This window comes from Isoptericola sp. NPDC019693, from assembly GCF_044389085.1.
GTDB lineage: Bacteria > Actinomycetota > Actinomycetes > Actinomycetales > Cellulomonadaceae > Isoptericola.
Map to the genome: position 1 here is coordinate 658,679 of NZ_JBIRXP010000003.1, position 21,290 is coordinate 679,968.

Annotated in this window: 22 protein-coding genes; 15 read left to right on the plus strand and 7 right to left on the minus strand. The window is 73.4% G+C overall.

Annotated features, from left to right (window positions below):
* Positions 1-153 precede the first annotated feature (153 nt).
* A complete protein-coding gene (locus ACH436_RS12105) occupies positions 154-1,476 on the plus strand; it encodes a citrate synthase (RefSeq protein WP_430560428.1) in 1,323 nt (440 codons plus the stop codon).
* Positions 1,477-1,530: 54 nt separating this feature from the next.
* Here ACH436_RS12105 and ACH436_RS12110 read toward each other — a convergent pair whose 3' ends face one another.
* Together ACH436_RS12110 and dapD are read right to left on the minus strand one after the other, a co-directional pair.
* The gene (locus ACH436_RS12110; protein ID WP_430560429.1) at positions 1,531-2,445 is read right to left on the minus strand and encodes a hypothetical protein; all 915 of its coding nucleotides are present in this window, start codon (positions 2,443-2,445) and stop codon (positions 1,531-1,533) included.
* Between the two features lies 1 nt (position 2,446).
* Entirely contained in the window at positions 2,447-3,415 is a 969-nt protein-coding gene (dapD, locus tag ACH436_RS12115) for a 2,3,4,5-tetrahydropyridine-2,6-dicarboxylate N-succinyltransferase (protein ID WP_430560430.1), read from the minus strand.
* 31 nt (positions 3,416-3,446) lie between these two features.
* Between dapD and dapE the strand changes: the two genes are divergently transcribed.
* The 4 genes from dapE (at position 3,447) to ACH436_RS12135 (ending at position 6,847) form a co-directional block, all read left to right on the plus strand.
* Positions 3,447-4,673, plus strand: a complete 1,227-nt coding sequence (gene dapE, locus ACH436_RS12120) for a succinyl-diaminopimelate desuccinylase (RefSeq protein ID WP_430560536.1) — start codon at positions 3,447-3,449, stop codon at positions 4,671-4,673.
* On the plus strand, positions 4,670-5,539 hold the full coding sequence (locus tag ACH436_RS12125; protein WP_430560431.1) for a TIGR00730 family Rossman fold protein: 870 nt from the start codon (positions 4,670-4,672) through the stop codon (positions 5,537-5,539). The genes dapE and ACH436_RS12125 overlap by 4 nt, the downstream gene beginning before the upstream one ends.
* Positions 5,536-6,495, plus strand: a complete 960-nt coding sequence (gene folP, locus ACH436_RS12130; protein WP_430560432.1) for a dihydropteroate synthase — start codon at positions 5,536-5,538, stop codon at positions 6,493-6,495. The genes ACH436_RS12125 and folP overlap by 4 nt, the downstream gene beginning before the upstream one ends.
* A 184-nt stretch (positions 6,496-6,679) precedes the next feature.
* Entirely contained in the window at positions 6,680-6,847 is a 168-nt protein-coding gene (locus ACH436_RS12135) for a DUF3117 domain-containing protein (RefSeq protein WP_430557106.1), read from the plus strand.
* A 106-nt stretch (positions 6,848-6,953) separates the two neighbouring features.
* Here ACH436_RS12135 and ACH436_RS12140 read toward each other — a convergent pair whose 3' ends face one another.
* On the minus strand, positions 6,954-7,526 hold the full coding sequence (locus ACH436_RS12140) for an O-methyltransferase (RefSeq protein WP_430560433.1): 573 nt from the start codon (positions 7,524-7,526) through the stop codon (positions 6,954-6,956).
* Positions 7,527-7,716: 190 nt separating this feature from the next.
* Between ACH436_RS12140 and sigE the strand changes: the two genes are divergently transcribed.
* Genes sigE through ACH436_RS12175 form a run of 7 tightly spaced genes read left to right on the plus strand, consistent with a single transcriptional unit; the run spans position 7,717 to position 13,956 of the window.
* Positions 7,717-8,358, plus strand: a complete 642-nt coding sequence (gene sigE, locus ACH436_RS12145; RefSeq protein ID WP_430560434.1) for an RNA polymerase sigma factor SigE — start codon at positions 7,717-7,719, stop codon at positions 8,356-8,358.
* Positions 8,355-9,365: a zf-HC2 domain-containing protein gene (locus ACH436_RS12150; RefSeq protein ID WP_430560435.1), complete on the plus strand. Its 1,011-nt coding sequence runs from the start codon at positions 8,355-8,357 to the stop codon at positions 9,363-9,365. The genes sigE and ACH436_RS12150 overlap by 4 nt, the downstream gene beginning before the upstream one ends.
* A 19-nt stretch (positions 9,366-9,384) precedes the next feature.
* The gene (locus ACH436_RS12155) at positions 9,385-10,788 is read left to right on the plus strand and encodes a S1C family serine protease (protein ID WP_430560436.1); all 1,404 of its coding nucleotides are present in this window, start codon (positions 9,385-9,387) and stop codon (positions 10,786-10,788) included.
* Between the two features lie 9 nt (positions 10,789-10,797).
* Positions 10,798-11,187, plus strand: coding sequence for a Sec-independent protein translocase TatB (locus tag ACH436_RS12160; RefSeq protein WP_430560437.1), 390 nt, complete (start codon positions 10,798-10,800; stop codon positions 11,185-11,187).
* Between the two features lie 48 nt (positions 11,188-11,235).
* On the plus strand, positions 11,236-12,303 hold the full coding sequence (gene trpS, locus ACH436_RS12165) for a tryptophan--tRNA ligase (protein WP_430560438.1): 1,068 nt from the start codon (positions 11,236-11,238) through the stop codon (positions 12,301-12,303).
* Entirely contained in the window at positions 12,300-12,854 is a 555-nt protein-coding gene (locus ACH436_RS12170) for a 2'-5' RNA ligase family protein (RefSeq protein ID WP_430560439.1), read from the plus strand. Before trpS ends, ACH436_RS12170 begins: the two co-directional genes overlap by 4 nt.
* A gap of 10 nt (positions 12,855-12,864) precedes the next feature.
* Positions 12,865-13,956: a YihY/virulence factor BrkB family protein gene (locus ACH436_RS12175; protein ID WP_430560440.1), complete on the plus strand. Its 1,092-nt coding sequence runs from the start codon at positions 12,865-12,867 to the stop codon at positions 13,954-13,956.
* Here ACH436_RS12175 and ACH436_RS12180 read toward each other — a convergent pair.
* Genes ACH436_RS12180 through sdhC form a run of 4 tightly spaced genes read right to left on the minus strand, consistent with a single transcriptional unit; the run spans position 13,940 to position 17,427 of the window.
* Complete coding sequence (locus tag ACH436_RS12180) at positions 13,940-14,716, minus strand: succinate dehydrogenase iron-sulfur subunit (RefSeq protein ID WP_430560441.1); 777 nt, start codon at positions 14,714-14,716, stop codon at positions 13,940-13,942. The two genes, ACH436_RS12175 and ACH436_RS12180, sit on opposite strands and share 17 nt — an antisense overlap.
* On the minus strand, positions 14,716-16,551 hold the full coding sequence (gene sdhA / locus ACH436_RS12185; RefSeq protein WP_430560442.1) for a succinate dehydrogenase flavoprotein subunit: 1,836 nt from the start codon (positions 16,549-16,551) through the stop codon (positions 14,716-14,718). The genes ACH436_RS12180 and sdhA overlap by 1 nt, the downstream gene beginning before the upstream one ends.
* A 16-nt stretch (positions 16,552-16,567) precedes the next feature.
* Positions 16,568-17,044 (minus strand): succinate dehydrogenase hydrophobic membrane anchor subunit, encoded by a 477-nt coding sequence (locus tag ACH436_RS12190; protein WP_430560443.1) that lies wholly within the window; start codon positions 17,042-17,044, stop codon positions 16,568-16,570.
* Positions 17,044-17,427 (minus strand): succinate dehydrogenase, cytochrome b556 subunit, encoded by a 384-nt coding sequence (gene sdhC / locus ACH436_RS12195; RefSeq protein WP_430560444.1) that lies wholly within the window; start codon positions 17,425-17,427, stop codon positions 17,044-17,046. Before sdhC ends, ACH436_RS12190 begins: the two co-directional genes overlap by 1 nt.
* A 179-nt stretch (positions 17,428-17,606) precedes the next feature.
* Here sdhC and ACH436_RS12200 point away from each other — a divergent pair, with 179 nt between their 5' ends.
* The 3 genes from ACH436_RS12200 (at position 17,607) to ACH436_RS12210 (ending at position 21,189) form a co-directional block, all read left to right on the plus strand.
* Positions 17,607-18,740 carry a mannose-1-phosphate guanylyltransferase gene (locus tag ACH436_RS12200; RefSeq protein WP_430560445.1) on the plus strand — a complete coding sequence of 378 codons (1,134 nt, stop codon included), beginning with the start codon at positions 17,607-17,609 and terminating at the stop codon, positions 18,738-18,740.
* Positions 18,737-19,930, plus strand: a complete 1,194-nt coding sequence (locus tag ACH436_RS12205; RefSeq protein ID WP_430560446.1) for an amidohydrolase — start codon at positions 18,737-18,739, stop codon at positions 19,928-19,930. The genes ACH436_RS12200 and ACH436_RS12205 overlap by 4 nt, the downstream gene beginning before the upstream one ends.
* Positions 19,931-20,091: 161 nt before the next feature.
* Positions 20,092-21,189 carry a BMP family protein gene (locus ACH436_RS12210; RefSeq protein WP_430560447.1) on the plus strand — a complete coding sequence of 366 codons (1,098 nt, stop codon included), beginning with the start codon at positions 20,092-20,094 and terminating at the stop codon, positions 21,187-21,189.
* Positions 21,190-21,290: the final 101 nt, after the last annotated feature.

Sequence of the window (21,290 nt, forward strand, 5' to 3'; positions counted from 1 at the left end):
TTGGTGTTGGGGGGTAGGTTCGACCGCAGGCCGAGGTAGCCCTGGAGGATGCCACGGCCGGCGTGCCCCGGGCCGCCCCCGTCCCAGAGTCACGAGTCACGCGCCCACCGGTCCCGTCGTCGGGAGTCGGCAGGCCCGTCACGGAAGGAAGACATGACGTCCACCACGCCTGCCGCAGGCACCACGGGCGACTCCGCCTCGGTCGAGCTCGTCGTCGACGGCACCGCTCGACAGCTGCCCGTCGTCCCGGCCACGGAGGGCAACGACGGCATCGTCGTGTCGTCCCTGCTGAGGGACACCGGGCTCGTCACCGTCGACCCCGGCTTCACCAACACCGCGTCCTGCCAGTCGGAGATCACGTACATCGACGGCGACCAGGGCATCCTGCGCTACCGCGGGTACCCCATCGAGCAGCTGGCCGACTCGTCCACCTTCCTCGAGGTGGCCTACCTGCTGATCCACGGCGAGCTGCCGTCGCCGGCGGACCTGACGGCGTTCGAGGAGCGCGTCAACCGGCACACGCTGGTGCCGGAGGGCTTCCGCGCCTTCCTGTCGTCGTTCCCGCGCGGCGGGCACCCGATGTCGATCCTGGCCTCGGCGGTCAACGCGCTCGCGACGTACTACCCCGAGTCGCTGGACCCGCACGACCCGGAGGCCGTCGAGCTCGCCACCGTGCTGATCCTCGCGAAGATCCGCACCATCACCTCGTACCTGCACCGCGCGACGCGCGACGAGCCGCTCATGTACCCGGACTACGCCCGCGGCTACGTGGACGACTTCCTGCGCATGACGTTCTCGCGGCCGTACGAGCAGTGGGAGTCCGACCCGGTGCTCGTGTCCGCCATGGACAAGCTCCTCATCCTGCACGCGGACCACGAGCAGAACTGCTCCACCTCCACCGTGCGCATCGTCGGCTCGTCGAACGCCACGCTGTACGCGTCGGTCGCCGCCGGCATCAACGCGCTGTCGGGCCCGTCGCACGGCGGCGCCAACGAGGCCGTGCTCACCATGCTGGAGAGCATCCGCGCGGGCGACGACTCCGTCGAGACCTTCATGAAGAAGGTCAAGAACAAGGAGGCCGGTGTCCGGCTCATGGGCTTCGGCCACCGCGTGTACAAGAGCTACGACCCGCGCGCCGCGATCGTGAAGAAGCACGCGGACGCCGTGCTCGGCCAGCTCGGCGCCAAGGACGAGCTGCTCGACATCGCCCGCGGCCTCGAGGAGATCGCGCTCAACGACGACTACTTCGTCGAGCGCAAGCTCTACCCGAACGTGGACTTCTACACGGGCCTCATCTACAAGGCGATGGGCTTCTCCCCGGCGATGTTCACGCCGCTGTTCGCGCTCGGCCGCATGCCCGGCTGGATCGCCCAGTGGCGCGAGATGATGAACGACCCGCAGACCAAGATCGGCCGCCCGCGGCAGGTCTACACCGGTCCGGGCGAGCGCGACTACGTGCCGCTCGAGCAGCGCTGAGGCCTCGCCTCACCCCGCACACCGACGCCGGCCGTCGGCCCACGCCCAGGACGATCACGACAGGACGATCGTCACCTGGCCGTCGGGCCGACGGTCGTCGTCGTCCATGACCGTCCACTCCCCGCGCTCGCGTGTCCACGTCCGCTCGCCCGCCGCGACCTCCTGCGCCCCGGTGGCGGACGCCGTCGCGACGGCCCAGTGGGCGACGGCCCAGGTGGCGAGCTCGCCGTCGAGCGGCACCGCGGTGGCGTCCACGACGACGGTACGGGCCCCGGCGTCGGACGTGTCGGACCGCAAGGCTTCGGCGGGCAGGCCGAGGTCGCGGGCCGCGCGCTCGGTGAGCAGGGCCTCGGCGGCGGCGCCGGACGGCGCGTCGTCCTCGTCGGTGGGCGGCAGGTCGCAGGTGATCGCGCCCGGGGAGTGTCCCGTGAGCGCCGACGCCCAGGCTCGCGACCGCGTCTCGTGCTGCGCGTACGCCTCGGGGAACGCCGAGCGCTGCACCGCCTGCGCGGCGACGGTGACCTCCAGGTCCTCGTAGCCGTCGATCTCGACGAGCCCGTCGTAGAACTTCCCGGTGGAGTAGACGGGGTCCATGATCTCGTCGACGGTGCCCCAGCCCTGCGAGGGGCGCTGCTGGAAGAGCCCCACCGAGTCCCGGTCGCCGTAGTCGATGTTGACCAGCCGGGACTCCTGCAGCGCGGTCGCGAGCCCGATGGTCGCCGCGCGGCCGGGGAGCCCGCGCTGCACGGCCGTGCCGACGATCAGGGCGGCGTTGTCCGCCTGGACGGGCGTGAGGTACCAGGACGTGCCGTCCAGCTCGGCCGCGCACCGCTGCACGGAGGGGGTGTCGAGCCGGTCGAGGAAGACGACCACCCCGGCCGTCGCTCCCGCGCCGACGACGAGGACCGCGGCGACGGCGGCGCCGGTCGCCCGGCGCCGCCGCCTGCGTCGGCCTCCTCGGCCGGGCACGTCAGTTCGCGTGCAGCGCGGCGTTGAGCTCGATGCCCACGCCGCCCCGCTCCAGCACCTCGACCGTGCCGGTGCGCGAGTTGCGGCGGAACAGCAGGTTGTCGCGGCCGGCGAGGTCGCGGGCCTTGACCACCAGGGGGTCGCCGTCCGCGCCCATCTCGCCCAGCACCGTGACCTTGGTGCCCGCGGTGAGGTACAGGCCCGCCTCGACCACGCAGTCGTCGCCGAGGGGGATGCCGAGGCCGGCGTTGGCGCCCAGCAGCGACCGCTCGCCCACGCTGATGACCTCCTTGCCGCCGCCGGACAGGGTGCCCATGATGGACGCGCCGCCGCCGACGTCGGACCCGTCGCCCACGACGACCCCGGCCGAGATGCGCCCCTCGACCATGGAAGCGCCGAGCGTGCCGGCGTTGAAGTTCACGAAGCCCTCGTGCATGACCGTGGTGCCGGACGCGAGGTGCGCGCCCAGGCGCACGCGGTCGGCGTCGGCGATGCGCACGCCGGCGGGGACGACGTAGTCGACCATGCGGGGGAACTTGTCGATCCCGTACACGGTGACGGCGCGGCCCGTGTCGGCGCGCAGGCGCAGGCGGGTGGCCTCGAAGCCCTCGACGGCGCACGGGCCGTGCGACGTCCACACCACGTTGGTCAGCACGCCGAAGAGCCCGTCGAGGTTGACGCCGTGGGGCTGGACCAGCCGGTGCGAGAGCAGGTGCAGGCGCAGGTAGGCGTCGGCCGTGTCCGCGGGGGCGGCGTCGAGGTCGATCACGGTGCGCACGACGACGACGTCCACGCGGCGTGCGTCGTCCCGCTCCGTGAGGGCGTCGAGCTCGGCAGGGATGTCGACGTCGGTCTGGGGCGGCGCGCCCAGCACGGGGCTGGGGTACCAGACGTCCAGCGTCGTGCCGTCGTCGGCGACCGTGGCGAGACCGAGGCCCCAGGCGGGGCGGGAGGAGGCAGGCGTCGTCATGCGGCCCAGCGTAATGGGCACGTCTGCCACGATGGTGCGCGTGACCACGGACCGCACCGCCCCTGCACGCGACGCCCTCGACAGCCCCCGGAGCGAGCCCTCGCTGGACCACCTCCTCGACCCGGCCGACGTCGGCGCGTCCGACCTCGTGGACCTGCTCGCGGCGATCTGCGACGTGCCGTCCGTCTCGGGGGACGAGGCCGCCCTCGCGGACGCCGTCGAGCGGGTGCTGCGCGCCCAGCCCCACCTCGACGTGCTGCGCGACGGCGACGCCCTCGTCGCCCGCACGCGCCTCGGCCGCGACCGGCGCGTGGTGCTCGCGGGCCACCTCGACACCGTGCCGCTCACCGACCCGCCGAACCTCCCCACCCGCCTCGAGACCGCGCCGGACGGCACGGTCGAGATGTGGGGCCGGGGCACCGTGGACATGAAGGGCGGCGTGGCGATCATGCTCGCGCTCGCCGTCGAGCTGGGTCGCCCGGGCCTCGAGCCCGCCCACGACCTCACGTACGTCTTCTACGACCACGAGGAGGTCGAGGCGTCGCTCAGCGGGCTCGGCCGCCTGGTGCGCCACCACCCGGAGGCGCTGCAGGGGGACTTCGCGATCCTGGGCGAGTCCAGCAACAACGGCATCGAGGGCGGCTGCAACGGGACGCTGCGCGTCGAGGTCCGCACCCACGGCGTCGCCGCGCACTCCGCCCGCGCCTGGGCCGGGGTGAACGCGATCCACGCGGCGGCGCCGGTGCTCGACCGCCTGGCGGCGTACGAGGCGCGGGACGTCGAGGTCGACGGCCTGGTCTACCGCGAGAGCCTGGGCGCCGTCGGCATCCGCGGCGGCATCGCGGGCAACGTGGTGCCGGACGCGTGCACCGTCACCGTCAACTACCGCTTCGCGCCGTCGCAGGGCGTCGCCGAGGCCGAGGCGCACCTGCGCGAGCTGTTCGAGGGGTTCGAGGTGGTCGTCACGGACGCCGCGCCCGGCGCCCGCCCCGGCCTGGACGACCCGCTGGTGGCCGACTTCGCCGCCGCGGTGCAGGCCGCGACGGGCACCGCCCCGACGCCCAAGTACGGCTGGACCGACGTCGCGCGGTTCGCCGAGCTCGGCATCCCGGCGGTGAACTTCGGCCCGGGCGACCCGGTGCTGGCCCACAAGGACGACGAGCGGCTGCCCGTGGCCCGGCTCGCGGTGGGCCGCGACGCCCTGCGCGCCTGGCTGCTCGGCGCGCCGGCCGGTGGCGTGGTTAGTCTCGAGGCATGACGCGAGCGACGACCACCACCCCCGGCGGACACCACGCGGACCGGGGCGACGACGGGGTGCCCGAGAAGGGCAGCGGCTACCGCAAGGGCCCCGTGCTGCTGCGGGGCAAGGAGATCCCCGCCCAGACCACCGACCAGCGGCTCCTCGCCGGCGGCGGCGACCCCGACTGGGTGCACTCCGACCCGTGGCGCGTGATGCGGATCCAGTCGGAGTTCGTCGAGGGCTTCGGCGCCCTCGCCGAGGTGGGCCCCGCCGTGTCGGTCTTCGGGTCGGCGCGCACGTCGCCCGACCACCCGGACTACGCGCTCGCCGTCGAGGTGGGGCGGCTGCTCGCCGAGGCCGGGTACGCCGTCATCACCGGTGGCGGCCCGGGCATCATGGAGGCCGCGAACGCCGGGGCGCACAAGGCGGGCGGCACGTCGATCGGCCTGGGCATCGAGCTGCCCTTCGAGCAGGGCATGAACCAGTACGTGAACCTGGGCGTGAACTTCCGGTACTTCTTCGCCCGCAAGACCATGTTCGTCAAGTACGCGCAGGGCTTCATCGTGCTCCCCGGGGGCTTCGGCACGTTCGACGAGCTGTTCGAGGCGCTCACGCTCGTGCAGACCCACAAGGTGACGGAGTTCCCCCTGGTGCTGGTCGGGTCCGACTACTGGGGCGGCCTGCTGGAGTGGGTGCGCACCGCGGTCGCCGACCGGGGGATGGTCGGCCCCGCCGACGTCGACCTCATGCACCTCACGGACTCCCCGGCGGAGGCCGTCGAGTACGTGCTCGAGCGGGGCCGCGCGCTCGCCGCGTCCGAGCGCGAGGCGCTGGACGACCTCGTCGAGGACCAGCAGGAGGCCGCCGCGGCCGACGGGTCGTGACCGGTCCCGTCCCGCCCCCGTCCGGCGTGCCGGCCCCGGGGACGCCGCTGGTGCTGCGCGGCCGCGAGGTCGGCCGCGGTCCCGACGGGGTGCTGCGGCCCGTCGTGATGGCGATCGTCAACCGCACCACCGACTCGTTCTACGCGCCGGCGCGCAGGCCCGACGACGGCGCCGCGCTGGACGCGGCGCACCAGGCGTGGGCGGACGGCGCGCAGATCCTCGACGTCGGGGGCGTGCGGGCCGGCGTCGGGCCGGAGGTGGACGAGGCGGAGGAGATCGGCCGGGTGGCGCCCTTCGTCGCGCGGGTGCGCGAGGCGCTGCCGGACCTGCTCGTGTCCGTGGACACGTGGCGCTCGGGCGTCGCGCGCGAGGTCGTGGCGGCGGGCGCCGACCTGGTCAACGACACCTGGGCCGGGCACGACCCGGCCCTCGTCGAGGTGGCCGGGGCCGCGGGCGTCGGCGTCGTGTGCTCGCACACCGGCGGGGCGGTGCCGCGCACCGACCCCTATCGCGTCGAGTACCCGCCGACCACCGGCGGGCCGGGGGCGGACCCGCGCGACGGCGTCCTGGACGACGTCGTCGCGACGCTGCGGGCGGCGGCCGCCCGCGCCGTCGCGTGCGGCGTCCCGCCGCGGTCGGTGCTCGTGGACCCGACGCACGACTTCGGCAAGAACACGTGGCAGTCGTTGCACCTCCTGCGCCGCACCGAGGTCCTCGCCGGGCTGGGGTTCCCGCTGCTCATGGCGCTGAGCCGCAAGGACTTCGTGGGGGAGACCCTGGACCTGCCCGCCGACGAGCGGCTCGAGGGGACCCTCGCGGCCACCGCGCTCGCCGCCTGGCAGGGGGCCACCGTGTTCCGCGCCCACGACGTGGCCGCCACCCGCCGCGTGCTCGACCTCGTCGCGGCCGTCCGCGACGAGGCTCCGCCGCGCGCGGTGCTGCGCGGCCTGGCGTGATCGCGCCCCACCTGGCCCGGCGTCGCGGGGTCTCGCCTGTCGGCCGCGGGAGTCCGGGGTGTGGAAGTCTGGGGTGGGTTCTGACCTAGAATGGTGGGGCGCGCCTCGATCCGCCCCCGCCGACCGGTGGGCCGCGGGCAGGGGGCAGGCCGAGGAACCGGACAACGGAATGGGAGAGCCACAGATGGCTGCGATGAAGCCGCGGACGGGCGACGGGCCGCTGGAGGTCACCAAGGAAGGACGCGGCATCGTCATGCGGGTCCCGCTCGAGGGTGGCGGCCGTCTGGTCGTGGAGCTGAACGCCACCGAGGCGACCGAGCTGGGCGAGGCACTCCAGGCCGTCGTCGGCTGACGACCGACCCGAGCAGTACGGCGAGCGCCGGACGATCACGTCGTCCGGCGCTCGCGGTGTCTCCTCGGTGTCTCCGCGAGCCGTCTCAGCGTCTCCGCGAGCTGTCTCAGCGCCGCACGGCCAGGAGCAGCCCGTCCCCGGTCGGCGCCAGGGCCGACAGGACCCGGTCGTCGGCGCGCAGCGTGCGCCCGACGTCGCGCACGACGGTCGTGACCTCGTCGCGCCGCGCCGGGTCGGGCACGCGGCCGCCGTGCAGCGCGCCGTCCACCGCGAGGACGCCGCCGGGGCGCAGCAGGCGCAGCCCCGCCTCGACGTACTCCGGGTAGGAGTGCGGCTCGGCCCCGACGAGGACGAGGTCGTACGCGCCGTCCGTCAGCCGGGGCAGCACGTCGGCCGGACGGCCGGGGATGGCCCGCGTGCGCGCCGGCGCGATCCCCGCCTCGGCGAAGGCCCGCTTCGCGGCTCGCTGGTGCTCGAGCTCGGCGTCGATGGTGGTGAGCACACCGTCCGCCGGCATGCCGCGCAGCAGCCACAGGGCGGCGACGCCGGTGCCCGTGCCGACCTCGACGACGGCCCGCGCGCCGAGCGCGGCGACCACGACCTGGAGCAGCGCGCCCGTGCCGGGGGAGGCGGCCCCGCAGCCGAGCTCCGCCGCGCGCTCGCGGGCGCGCAGCAGCACCTCGTCCTCGGGGACGAAGGACTCGCTGTAGGCCCAGGCTGCGGTGCGCCCGCTGCGGGCGTCGACGTCGGTGGTGATGGCGGTCCTCCACGGCGGGGTCGCCGGCGGCGGCCGGCGCGGGTGATGCTGCCGTGATCGTACGCGGGAACGTCGCGGCGCGCCCGGACGTTGCCATGGGACGATGGTGACGATGACGACCGACCCCGCACCTGTCCCGGACGCGCCCGAGGCCCCTGTCGAGGAGCCCTCGCGCGCCCGTGACGCCGCCGCGCCCGAGACGGCGTGGACCCCGCCGACGTGGGACGAGATCGTGCGCGAGCACTCGGCGCGCGTGTACCGCCTGGCCTACCGGCTCAGCGGGAACCGGCAGGACGCCGAGGACCTCACGCAGGAGACGTTCCTGCGGGTCTTCCGGTCGCTCTCCAGCTACACCCCGGGCACGTTCGAGGGCTGGCTGCACCGCATCACGACCAACCTGTTCCTCGACCAGGTGCGGCGCAAGAAGCGCATCCGGATGGAGGCGATGGGCGACGACGCCGCGCGCGTCGCCGCCCCCGAGGACCACGGTCGGCCCGAGCGCGGGTACGAGCACGCCAACCTCGACCACGACGTGCAGGCCGCGCTCGACGCGCTGCGCCCCGAGTACCGGGCGGCGGTCGTGCTCTGCGACATCGAGGGCCTGAGCTACGAGGAGATCGCCGTCACGCTGGGGATCAAGCTCGGCACGGTCCGCTCCCGCATCCACCGTGCCCGTGCGCAGCTCCGTGACGCGCTGGAGCACCGGCGCGCGGAGGTGACCGCGCGGGACGCGAGCAGCGGGGCGGCGTCGTGACGGGGTACGCCGGGTCCGGGCACCTCGGGGTCTGGGTGAGCGACCTGGCCGACGGACAGCTCGACGCGGCGACGACCGAGCGGGCGCTCGCGCACGTCGCGGGCTGCTCGCGGTGCGCCGCGGAGCTCGACGCCGCGCGGGACGCGCACCGGGCGCTCGCGGCGGCCTGCGACGTCGCCCCCGACCCGGAGCTCACGAACCGTCTGCTGGCGCTGTCGGCCTCCATCCCGTCGGCGACCGGCGACCCGCTGCGCGACCGGGGCCGCACCGCGGACTGGGAGCGGCCGCGTGCCTGGGAGCCGACGCTGTCGGGCGACCTGGGCTCCCGGCGTCGGCACCGGACCCGGCGGCTGGTCGCCGTGGGGGCGGGCGGAGTCGGCGTGCTCGGGGTCGCGCTGTTCGTGCTCGGGCAGGCACCCGTGGTGAGCCCCGACCCGTCGCGGGTCGCGGCGCTCACGCTGCTGGCGGACGCCGAGCCGGGCGGTCACGACGCGGCCGCCGGGCGTGCCGCCACGGCCGACGCCCTCGCCTGGCTGGCCGACCACGGCTGGTCGGCGCCCGCCGCGCTGCCCGACGGGTATGCCGTCACGGCGCTGCGCACCGACGGCTGCCGCGGCCCGGACGGGTCCGCCGGCGCCGTGGAGCTGGACCTCGCAGGGCCCGACGGGGCCGCCGTCGCCTGCCTGCGGCAGGGTCGCCTGGCCGACCTGGGCGCCCCGGCCGACGGGAGCGCGGGCGGGGCGCCGGGCGCGCTCGCCGTCCAGGGCCACGAGGTGCGGGTGCTCTCCTCCGACCCGTGGCACGTGGCCTGGCAGTCGGGGGACACCGTGGTCGACGTGGCCACCGACGTGGACGCGGAGACGCTCGCCGAGCTCGTCGCGGCCTTCCCGGGCACCTCGGAGGACGACGACGCCGGCGTGCTGCACGAGATCTCGCGCGGCTGGACCACGATGACCGGAGCGATGTCCGCAGCCATGTCCGGAGCCATGTCCGGAGCGACGAGATGACAGGAACCCTCAGGCGCCGATGACCGAACCGTCCCACCCGGCCGACGACCTGTTCGCGCCGCCCGAGCCCCCGGCCCGCGCACCGGAGGCGGACCCGTACGTGCCGCCGCCGGCGGCGGCGCTGTTCCCCGCCACGGAGTCGGCCCCGCCCGTCGTACCGGGCACCGCAGCGGCGGACGCCGCGGACCCGCCGACGTCGGCAGCCCCGTCAGCGCCGGCAGCCCCGGCAGCCCCGTCAGCGACGTCCTCCGCCACCGCGACCTCGCCGGCCACGCGCCCGGCGCGGCGCCGCCGCCCGGGAGCGGCCGCGGTCGTGGTGCTCGCGCTGGTGGCGGGGCTCGTGGGCGGCTTCGCCGGGGACCGCGTGTCGGACGCCCTCGACGACGGGAGGCCCGCGGACGCGGCGCTCCCGACGTCGGGCGGCCAGGGCACCGACCGGGGCACGGCCGCAGGCGCCACGGCCGGTGCCGAGCGGCCCGACGGCTCGGTGGCGGCGCTCGCCGCCGACGTGCTGCCGAGCGTGGTCTCGATCCAGGTGCAGGGCGCGCACGGCGCGTCCAGCGGGTCGGGTTTCGTGCTGCGCGAGGACGGCTACATCCTCACGAACAACCACGTGGTGGCGCCCGCGGCGGGCGCGGGCGGGTCGGCCGTGGTCGTCTTCGCCGACGGCCGCGAGCGGGAGGCCGAGGTCGTGGGCCGCACCGCGGACTACGACCTGGCCGTGCTCAAGGTGGACGCCGAGGGCCTGGCGCCGCTGGTGCTCGGTGACTCCGACGCCGTCGTGGTCGGCGACCCGGTGCTCGCCGTCGGCGCGCCGCTCGGGCTGGACTCCACGGTGACGACCGGCATCGTCAGCGCGCTGCACCGGCCCGTGCAGGCGGGCGACGAGTCCGGGGGAGGGGCCGCGTCGGCGTTCATCGACGCGATCCAGACGGACGCCGCGATCAACCCGGGCAACTCCGGCGGCCCGCTGATCGACGCCGACGGCGAGGTGGTCGGGATCAACTCCGCCATCGCCCAGCCGCCGGGCGCCCTGTCCGCCACCGGCAGCATCGGCCTCGGGTTCGCGATCCCCGCGTCCCAGGCCCGGCACACCGCCGAGCAGCTCATCGAGTCGGGGCACGCGACCTACCCGGTGATCGGGGCTCTGCTCGACACGTCGTACGCGGGCGAGGGCGTGCAGGTCTCCTCCGCACCCCAGGAAGGGCAGCCGGCGGTGACCCCCGACGGGCCCGCGGACCGGGCCGGGATCCGGCCCGGCGACGTCATCCTGGAGATCGACGGCCGGCCGGTCACGGTGAGCGACGCGCTCATCGTGGCGATCCGCGCCCGCCAGCCGGGGGACGCGGTGACGCTGCGCGTGCGCACCGACGGCGAGGAGCGCGACGTGCGGGTGGTGCTGCAGGAGCGGGAGAGCGAATAGGCTGTCCGCGTGTTCGACATCAACGGCGGTGAGCTCATCATCATCGTGGTGCTCGCGGTCCTGCTCATCGGGCCCGAGCGCCTCCCTGGGTACGCCGCCCAGCTGGCCTCGCTCGTCAAGCGCGGCAAGCGCCTGCTGCAGGACACCAAGGCACGCGTGGACACCGAGCTGGGGCCGGAGTTCAAGGACGTCGACTGGTCGAAGCTCGACCCGCGCCAGTACGACCCGCGTCGCATCGTGCGCGAGGCGCTCATGGACGACGACGACGCCCCCGCGGCGGGTCCCCGGGGCGCAGCGGCGGCGGGCGGCGCGGCAGCCGGAGGCGCGGTCGCGACCGCCGCGTCCGGAGAGCGCCGCGCGGCGGCCGTGCCGGCGCCGTTCGACGACGAGGCGACGTAGTCCGGACCGGTTTCCGGGCGGCCGGGCCGACCTGCCACAATGGACGCCATGCCCGACGTCGCCACCTCACCGTCCCTCCAGCGCGGAGCGTCCGCGCCGGGACTGCCCCGCATCTTCTCCGGCATGCAGCCGACCGACGGGTCCCTGCACCTCGGGAACTACCTGGGCGCCCTGGCCCAGTGGGTGGCGCTCCAGGACGACCACGAGGCGTTGTACTGCGTCGTCGACCTGCACGCCCTGACGGTGAACCCGGACCCGGCGGCGCTGCGCGAGCGCACCCGCCGCACCGCCGCCCAGTACCTGGCCGGCGGCATCGACCCGGAGCGGTCGATCCTCTTCGTGCAGTCGCACGTGGCCGAGCACGCGGAGCTGGCGTGGCTCCTGTCCTGCCAGACCGGCTTCGGCGAGGCCGGTCGCATGACGCAGTTCAAGGACAAGTCCGCCAAGCAGGGCTCCGAGGGCACCACGGTGGGCCTGTTCACCTACCCCGTGCTCATGGCCGCCGACATCCTGCTCTACGACACGGCCCTCGTGCCGGTGGGCGAGGACCAGCGCCAGCACCTCGAGCTCACCCGCGACCTGGCGGAGCGGCTCAACGCCCGCTTCGGCGAGGGCACCGCCGTCGTCCCCGAGGCGCACATCGTCAAGGCGGTGGCGAAGATCCAGGACCTCCAGGAGCCGACGGCCAAGATGAGCAAGTCGAACGCCGGCGGCAAGGGTGTCGTCTGGCTGCTCGAGGACCCGAAGAAGGCCGTCAAGGCGATCAAGTCGGCGGTCACCGACGCCGACGAGACGTACGGCGTGCGCTACGACCCGGCGGCCAAGCCGGGGATCTCCAACCTGCTCACGATCTTCTCGGCCGTCACGGGCCGCGGCGTCGACGAGATCGCCGCCGAGTACGACGGTCGCGGCTACGGCTACCTCAAGGTGGACCTGGCCGACGCCGTGGTCGCGTTCCTCGAGCCGTTCCAGGCGCGGGCGCAGACCTACCTGTCCGACCCGGCGCAGCTCGACAAGGTGCTCGCCGACGGGGCCGAGCGCGCGCGCGAGATCGCGCGGCCCGTGCTGGACCGGGTCTACGACCGGTTCGGCCTGCTGCCCCGAGGCGCACGGTGAACCTCCCCGACCGCGGCCCGGCCCAGGTGCGGATCGGCGTCGCCATCGCGGTGCCCGAGCCGTTCGGCTCCCGGCTCCAGGAGGCCCGCGCCTCGCTCGGCGACCCGCTGGCGCACGCCATCCCGCCCCACATCACGGTGATCGGCCCCACGGTGGTCGACGAGTCCGTGCTGGACGCGGTGGTCGAGCACCTCGAGAAGGTCGCGTCCGAGACGGCGCCGTTCCGGGTGCACCTGCGCGGGGCCGGCACGTTCCGCCCGATCTCGCCCGTGGTGTTCGTGGCCCTCGCCGAGGGCATCGCGGAGTGCGAGCAGCTCGAGACAGCCGCCCGCTCGGGCGTGCTGGCCCAGGAGCTGCGGTTCAACTACCACCCGCACGTGACCGTCGCGCACGAGGTCCCCGAGGCCGACCTGGACCGCGCCTTCGTGGAGATGGCCGACTTCGACGGCGTGTTCGAGGTGGACCGGCTGTGGCAGTACGAGCACGGCGACGACGGCGTGTGGCGACCGCAACGCTCGTTCCGGCTCGCGGGGGAGCACCCCGCTCCCTAGGGTCGCGTCTGTGAACGACCGACTCGAACAGGCGAAGAGCCGGTCCCTCGTCGCGTACCAGTGGTTCAAGAGCCTGCGGCCGGTGCGGTCGTGGTACTGGTACGTCGACCGCCGCGGCGCCCTCCTGTGCGGCGGCATCGCCTACACGGCGATCTTCTCGCTGTTCGCGGCGCTCACCATCGGGTTCACGGTGTTCTCGCGGGTGCTGGCAGGCCGGCAGGAGCTGCAGGACGAGGTCTTCGAGCAGATCAACGACTGGCTCCCGGGCCTCATCAAGACGAGCGCCGACTCGAAGGGCGTCATCACGCCCAGCGATCTGGTGATCACCTCCGGCGTCTCGTGGACCAGCGTGATCGCCTCGGTCATCTTCCTCTGGACCGCGATCGGGTTCATGCGCGCCCTGCGCATCTCCGTGCGGTCGATGTTCGCCCAGCCGGTGGTGGGCGTCAGCCCTGTGCTGTCGAAGATCTGGGAGCTGCTGGGCTTCGTCATCCTCGGGGCGATGATCGTGGCCTCCGCCGGCGCGAGCATCCTGTCGCAGACGTTCAGCCGACAGATGCAGGCGTGGTTCGGCAGCTCGTACCTGCTGGCCCAGCTCACGGCGCTCGGCACCGCCGTGGTGGGCGTGCTGCTCGACGCGCTGCTGGTCTACCTCATCATCCGCGTGGTCGCGCGGGTCCGTCCGCGCAAGCGGCGGGACTTCGTGCTCGGCTGCCTGGCGGCGGGCGTCGTCGCGGGCGTGCTGCGCTGGTTGGGCACGTCGGTCGTCGCCGCGGGCGCGGACCGCAACGCGCTGCTGGCGGCGTTCGCCGGCATCGTGACCGTGCTGGTGCTGGTGAACTTCGTCGCCCGGGTGCTGCTGCTCGTGTGCGCGTGGGTGTACGACCCGCCGCGGCTGGACGAGATCGCTCGCGCCGAGGCGGAGGTGGCCGCACGACGCGACGCGGCCGAGATCGAGCGCGTGGTGCGCCGCGGGCAGGGGTCCGGAAGACCGTGGAGCCCCGTCGTCCGTGGGGTACGACGGGGCTCCTGGGCGCTGCGGGAGTCGAGCGTGCGCAGCGTGGGACAGCGAGGCAGATCGGGGGTCAGAACGCGCGCGTGATCATGGCGCGCTTGACCTCCTGGATCGCCTTGGTGACCTCGATGCCGCGCGGGCAGGCCTCGGTGCAGTTGAAGGTCGTGCGGCAGCGCCACACGCCCTCCTTGTCGTTGAGGATCTCCAGGCGCTGCGTGGCGCCCTCGTCGCGGCTGTCGAAGATGAACCGGTGCGCGTTGACGATCGCGGCCGGGCCGAAGTACTGGCCGTCGGTCCAGAACACGGGGCAGGACGACGTGCACGCGGCGCACAGGATGCACTTGGTGGTGTCGTCGAAGCGCTCGCGGTCCTCGGCGGACTGCAGGCGCTCGCGCGTCGGCTCGTTCCCCGAGGTGATGAGGAACGGCATGATCTCGCGGTAGGAGGCGAAGAACGGCTCCATGTCGACCACGAGGTCCTTGACGACGGGCAGGCCCTTGATCGGCTCGACCGTGATCGGCTTGTCGGGGTTGACGTCCTTGAGGAGCGTCTTGCACGCGAGCCGGTTGCGGCCGTTGATCCGCATCGCGTCGGAGCCGCAGACCCCGTGGGCGCAGGAGCGCCGGAAGGTCAGGCTCCCGTCCTGCTCCCACTTGATCTTGTGCAGCGCGTCGAGGACGCGGTCGGTGCCGTGCACCTGGACGGTGAAGTCGTCCCAGGTCGACTCCTCGCCGTGCTCCGACTCGGGGTTGTACCGCCGGACGCGGAGCGTGACCTCGAAGCTGGGGATGGCGCCGGCCTTCGGCTCGGAGGCCGGGGCCGCAGGGTTCTCGAGTACAGCAGTCATCAGTACTTCCGCTCCATGGGCTCGTACCGGGTCTGGATGACGGGCTTGGACCCCAGGACGACCTTGTAGTCCCCGAAGTCCTCGACGTGGTCGAAGTAGCCCGGGACGTGGCCGTCGCCGGCGTCGGGGGCCGACGTCGGACGGCGGTACGCCATCGTGTGCAGCATGTAGTTCGCGTCGTCGCGGGCCGGGTAGTCCTCGCGGTAGTGCCCGCCGCGCGACTCCTTGCGGTTGAGGGCGGCGACGACGGTGACCTCGGCGATGTCCAGCAGGAAGCCGAGCTCGATCGCCTCGAGCAGGTCCGTGTTGAACAGCTTGCCCTTGTCCTGCACGGACACGTTCCGGTACCGCTTCTGCAGCTCCCGGATCTCGGCGAGCGCCTCGTTGAGGGAGTCCCCGGTGCGGAACACCTGGGCGTTCGCGTCCATCGTCTCCTGGAGGGCCTTGCGGACGTCCGCCACGCGCTCGCCGTCGGGGCGGTCGCGCATCTCCGCGAGCTGTGCCTCGACGCGGGCCGTCGGGTTCTCCGGCAGCTCCTTGTGCTGGGCGACCGTCTTCGCGTACGCGGCGGCGGAGCGGCCGGCGCGCTTGCCGAAGACGTTGATGTCGAGCAGCGAGTTGGTGCCGAGGCGGTTGGAGCCGTGCACGGACACGCACGCGACCTCGCCGGCCGCGTAGAGGCCCTTGACGACGTTGTGGCTGTCGCGCAGCACCTCGCCCTGGATGTTCGTCGGGACGCCGCCCATCGCGTAGTGCGCGGTGGGGTAGACGGGCACGGGCTCGGTGTACGGCTCGATGCCGAGGTAGGTGCGGGCGAACTCGGTGATGTCCGGGAGCTTCGCGTCGATGTGCGCGGGCTCCAGGTGCGTCAGGTCGAGCAGCACGTAGTCCTTGTTCGGGCCGGCGCCGCGGCCCTCGCGCACCTCGTTGGCCATCGAGCGGGCGACGATGTCGCGCGGCGCGAGGTCCTTGATGGTGGGGGCGTAGCGCTCCATGAAGCGCTCACCGTCGGAGTTGCGCAGGATGCCGCCCTCGCCGCGGGCCGCCTCCGACAGGAGGATGCCGAGGCCGGCGAGGCCTGTCGGGTGGAACTGGAAGAACTCCATGTCCTCCAGGGGCAGGCCGCGCCGGTAGGCCAGGGCCATCCCGTCGCCCGTGAGGGTGTGCGCGTTGGACGTCGTCTTGAAGATCTTGCCCGCGCCGCCGGTCGCGAAGATGACCGCCTTCGCCTGGAACACGTGGATCTCACCGCTGGCCAGGTCGTAGGCCACGACGCCGGTCGCGTTGACCTCGGCGCCGTCCTCGATCTGCTCGGTGGTGAGGTCGTGGTCCGTGAGCAGGTCCAGGACGTAGAACTCGTTGTAGAACTCGACGTTCTGCTTCACGCAGTTCTGGTACAGCGTCTGCAGGATCATGTGGCCGGTGCGGTCCGCGGCGTAGCAGGCGCGGCGGACGGCGGCCTGGCCGTGCTCGCGGGTGTGGCCGCCGAACCGGCGCTGGTCGATCCGGCCCTCGGGCGTGCGGTTGAACGGCAGCCCCATCTTCTCGAGGTCGAGGACCGAGTCGATGGCCTCCTTCGCAAGGATCTCCGCCGCGTCCTGGTCGACCAGGTAGTCACCGCCCTTGACGGTGTCGAACGTGTGCCACTCCCAGTTGTCCTCCTCGACGTTCGCGAGGGCCGCCGCCATGCCGCCCTGGGCGGCACCGGTGTGGGAGCGGGTGGGGTAGAGCTTGGAGATCACGGCGGTGCGGGCCTCGCCGGAGGCCTCGAGCGCCGCGCGCATGCCGGCGCCGCCTGCGCCGACGATGACGACGTCGTACTGATGTGTCTGCATCGGGGGGTGCCTGTCCTTAGTTCGGGAAGCAGATCGACGGCAGGAGCTCGGCCGGGCTTCCCGGCGGGCACGGGTTGAACGTGAAGATCACGAGGGTGCCGAGCACGACGACGATCACGGTCGCCAGGTAGAGCAGCACCTTGAGCACGCCGCGCGTGGAGTCCTTCTGCGCGTAGTCGTTGATGATGGTGCGCACGCCGTTGGAGCCGTGGAACATCGCGAGCCACAGCATCAGCAGGTCCCAGACCTGCCAGAAGGGGCTGGTCCACTTGCCGCCGACGAAGGCGAAGTCGATCGCGTGCACGCCGTCGCCCACCATGAGGTTGACGAAGAGGTGGCCGAAGATCAGCACCAGCAGCACGACGCCGGACGCGCGCATGAAGACCCAGCTGTACAGCTCGTAGTTGCCGCGGGTCGTCTTGCGGCGGGCGTAGGGGGAGCGGGGTGCCGCGATGGCGGACGGGGTCGGGGACCCGGACTGGACCTGAGCCATCAGTGCCCACCTCCGAAGACGTTCATCAGGTGCCGCGGCAGGAACCCGGCCATGGTCACGACGAACAGGCCGACGACGACCCAGAGCATGGTCCGCTGGTACTTCGGGCCCTTGGCCCAGAAGTCGACGAGGATCACGCGGATGCCGTTGAACGCGTGGAAGACGATCGCGGCGACGAGACCGGCCTCCCCGAGTCCCATGATCGGCGTCTGGTACGTCCCGATGACGGCGTTGTAGGCCTCGGGCGACACCCGGACAAGTGCTGTGTCCAGGACGTGCACGAGGAGGAAGAAGAAGATGAGCACGCCGGTCACGCGATGCGCGACCCAGGACCACATGCCTTCACGGCCGCGGTAGAGCGTGCCAGCAGGTGCTGTAGGCACGGGGGGAGCCTCCGTTGGCGGATTCTGTGTGGATTCCGTTCACGGTCACTGTAGTGACATCCGGTCGTCTCGCGGCACACGAGGTCCGGCAAACCGGGACGGCTCGGGGTGTTTCGTGACCTATTCCACAGGGTTGACGTCGCCGACGGCCCGGCCGTCAGCACGCTTATGCTGCGGGGATGAGCACTGCGGCGTCCCCCTCCCGTCCATCGGTCCCCGGGTTCTTCGCCGTGGTTCCCGCCGGGGGTGCCGGGACCCGTCTCTGGCCGCTGTCCCGCGCGGGCGCGCCGAAGTTCCTGCACGACCTCACGGGCGCGGGCCGCACCCTGCTGCAGGGCACCGTCGACCGGCTGCGGCCGCTGGCGGGCGGCGGGGTCGTCCTCGTCACCGGCGAGCCGCACGTCGCGGCCGCCCGCGCGCAGCTGCCCGAGCTGGCCGACGACGCGGTGCTCGCGGAGCCGTCCCCGCGGGACTCGATGGCCGCGATCGGGCTGGCCGCCGCGGTGCTCGAGCGGCGGCACGGTGACGTCGTGGTGGGCTCGTTCGCCGCGGACCAGGTGGTGTCCGGCGCGGCGTCCTTCGACGCCGCGGTCCGGGAGGCGGTCGAGGCCGCGCGCGCCGGCTACGTGGCGACGATCGGCATCGCCGCCTCGCGCCCGTCCGTGGCGTTCGGCTACGTGCGCAGCGGCGACCCGCTGGGCGTCGAGGGCGCACCGAGCGCCCTGCACGCGCGCGGGTTCACGGAGAAGCCTGACGCCGCGACCGCGCGCGAGTACGTCGCGTCGGGGGAGTACCGCTGGAACGCCGGCATCTTCGTCGCCCGCTCGTCGGTCCTGCTGGGGCACCTGGCCACGCACCGCCCCGCCCTGCACGACGGGCTGCGGGAGATCGCCGCCGCCTGGGACACGCCGGACCGGGCGGACGTCGTCGCCCGGGTGTGGCCCGGCCTCGAGAAGGTCGCGATCGACCACGCCGTCGCGGAGCCCGTCGCGGCGGAGGGCGGCGTCGCCGTCGTGCCCGGCACGTTCGGGTGGGACGACGTCGGCGACTTCAACTCCCTCGCCGCGCTCCTGCCCTCGGACGACGACGGGGGGTCCAAGGTGCTGGGCGACGCGGCCGACGTCGTGCGGGTGCAGTCGGCCGGGTCGGTCGTCGTGCCCGGCGGCGACCGGGTGGTGGCGCTGCTCGGGATCGACGACGTCGTGGTGGTGGACACGCCCGACGCCCTGCTGGTCACGACCCGCGCCCGCGCGCAGCAGGTCAAGGACATGGTCGACGCGATGCGCGCCCACGGCCGGGAGGACGTCCTGTGAGCCCGCGCGAGACGGCCGGCGCGCGGCTCGACGAGGTCGTCGCGGGCCTGGAGGCCGAGCTCGTCGCGATCCGCCGCGACGTGCACGCCCACCCCGAGCTCGGCCGGCAGGAGGTCCGCACCACCGCGCTCGTGGCGGACCGGCTGCGCGCCGCCGGGCTGGAGCCGAGGCTGCTCGAGGGCACGGGCCTGGTCTGCGACGTCGGCCCCGACCGGTCGCCCGACGGGCTCGGCCGGGTGGCGCTGCGCGCGGACATCGACGCGCTGCCCGTCGACGACTCGTGCGGGCTGCCGTTCCGCTCCGTGGTGCCGGGGGTGGCGCACGCCTGCGGGCACGACGTGCACACCACCGTGGTGCTCGGCGCCGGCCTGGCCCTCGCGGCGCTGCACGACGAGGGCCTGCTCGAGCGCGGCGTCCGGCTGGTGTTCCAGCCGGCCGAGGAGATCATGCCCGGCGGCGCGCACGACGTCGTCGCCCAGGGCGCGCTCGACGGCGTCGACCGCATCGCGGCCGTGCACTGCGAGCCCAAGCTGGACGTCGGGCAGGTCGGCACCCGCATCGGGCCGATCACCTCGGCCTCCGACAGCGTCACGGTGACCCTGTCGTCCTCCGGCGGGCACACCTCCCGCCCGCACCTCACGGGCGACGTGGTGTACGCCCTGGGCCAGGTCATCACGCAGGTGCCGGCCGTGCTGGGCCGCCGGCTGGACCCGCGCTCGGGCGTGAACCTCACGTGGGGCGCCGTGCACGCGGGCAACGTGCACAACGCCATCCCGGCCACGGGCACGGTCGCCGGCACGCTGCGCTGCCTCGACGTGCGCGCGTGGGAGCGGGCGGGGCAGGTGCTGCACGACGCGGTGGAGCAGGTCGTGGCGCCTTACGAGGTCGACGTGACCGTCCGGCACGCGCGCGGCGTCCCGCCGGTGGACAACGACGCGGCCGTGACGGGCGCGCTCGAGGCGGCGGGGACGGCCGTGCTCGGCCCTGAGGGCGTCGTGCTCACCGAGCAGTCGCTCGGCGGCGAGGACTTCGCCTGGTACCTCACCAAGGTGCCGGGGGCGATGGCCCGGCTCGGCACGGGGACCCCGGGTCAGCGGCGCTACGACATCCACCAGGGCGACCTCGTCGTGGACGAGCGTGCGATCGCCGTCGGGGCCCGACTGCTGGGACGTTTCGCGCTGCAGCCCTGAGACGCCGGAAAGTGTCCGGCGCGTTCCCGGTCGATACCGCTTCGGTAACGACTCCTGCGGGTTCATCGCTTGCGGTTCTCGGTCCTCCCGGTGGTGACTAGGCTCACCACGGTGACGGGCCGGACGATCCTGGCCCGACGAACGATCGACAGGAGCGACAGGTGAAGAGAGCGATTCAGCTCACCGCCCTCGCCGGCGTCGCCGCGCTCGCGCTGGCGGCCTGTGCGGAGGCCCCGGAGGAGTCCGGCAGCGGCGGTAACGGCTCGGCTGCGGCCAGCGACTTCAAGCCGTGCATCGTCTCGGACCAGGGCGGGTTCGACGACAAGAGCTTCAACCAGCTCAGCTTCGAGGGGGCCGAGAAGGCCGCCGACGAGCTCGGGACGAAGCTCGTCTCCGTGCAGTCGCAGTCGGAGAGCGACTTCAAGCCGAACCTCGAGTCCCTCGTCGGGCAGAACTGCAACGCGATCGTCTCGGTGGGCTTCGCGCTCTCCGCCGCGACGATCGAGTCGGCGACCGCCAACCCGGAGACCGACTACATCATCGTCGACGACGCCGCGGACGCGGACTTCGACGGCGAGGCCGACGCCCCGAACATCAAGCCGCTGCTGTACGACACGGCCCAGGCGGCGTTCCTCGCCGGCTACCTGTCCGCCGGCTACTCGGAGGCGGGCAAGGTCGGCACGTTCGGCGGCCAGCCCTTCCCGACCGTCACGATCTTCATGGACGGCTTCAAGCAGGGCGTCGAGTACTACAACGAAACCAAGGGCACCAAGGTCGAGGTCGTGGGCTTCTCCGGCGGCGAGGACGGCTCGTTCACCGGCGGGTTCGAGGCCAACGAGACGGCCAAGACCACCGCGCAGAACATCATCGACCAGGGCGTCGACGTGCTCCTGCCGGTCGGCGGCCCGATCTACCAGTCGGCGATCGCGGCGATCCAGGACTCCGGTCGGGACATCGCGCTGGTCGGCGTCGACGCGGACTTCTTCGAGACCGACCCGTCCACGCAGGACTACGTGCTCACGTCGATCCTCAAGAAGATGGACGTGTCCACCTACGACGCGGTGGTGGCGGCCGGCAACGGCGAGTTCGACGCGACCCCGTACGTGGGCACCCTCGAGAACGACGGCGTGGGGCTCGCCCCGCTGCACAACTTCGAGGACAAGGTCGACCCCGCCCTCATGGACGAGGTCAACGCCCTCAAGGAGCAGATCATCTCCGGCGACGTGAAGGTCGAGTCGTACCTCTCCGGTCAGGAGTGACCGGAGCTCCGACACACCGGTGACGCACGTGCGCGGGCCCGCGGGAACTGTCCCCGGGCCCGCGCACGACGTATGCGGGGCGGCGACGACGACGCCCCGGT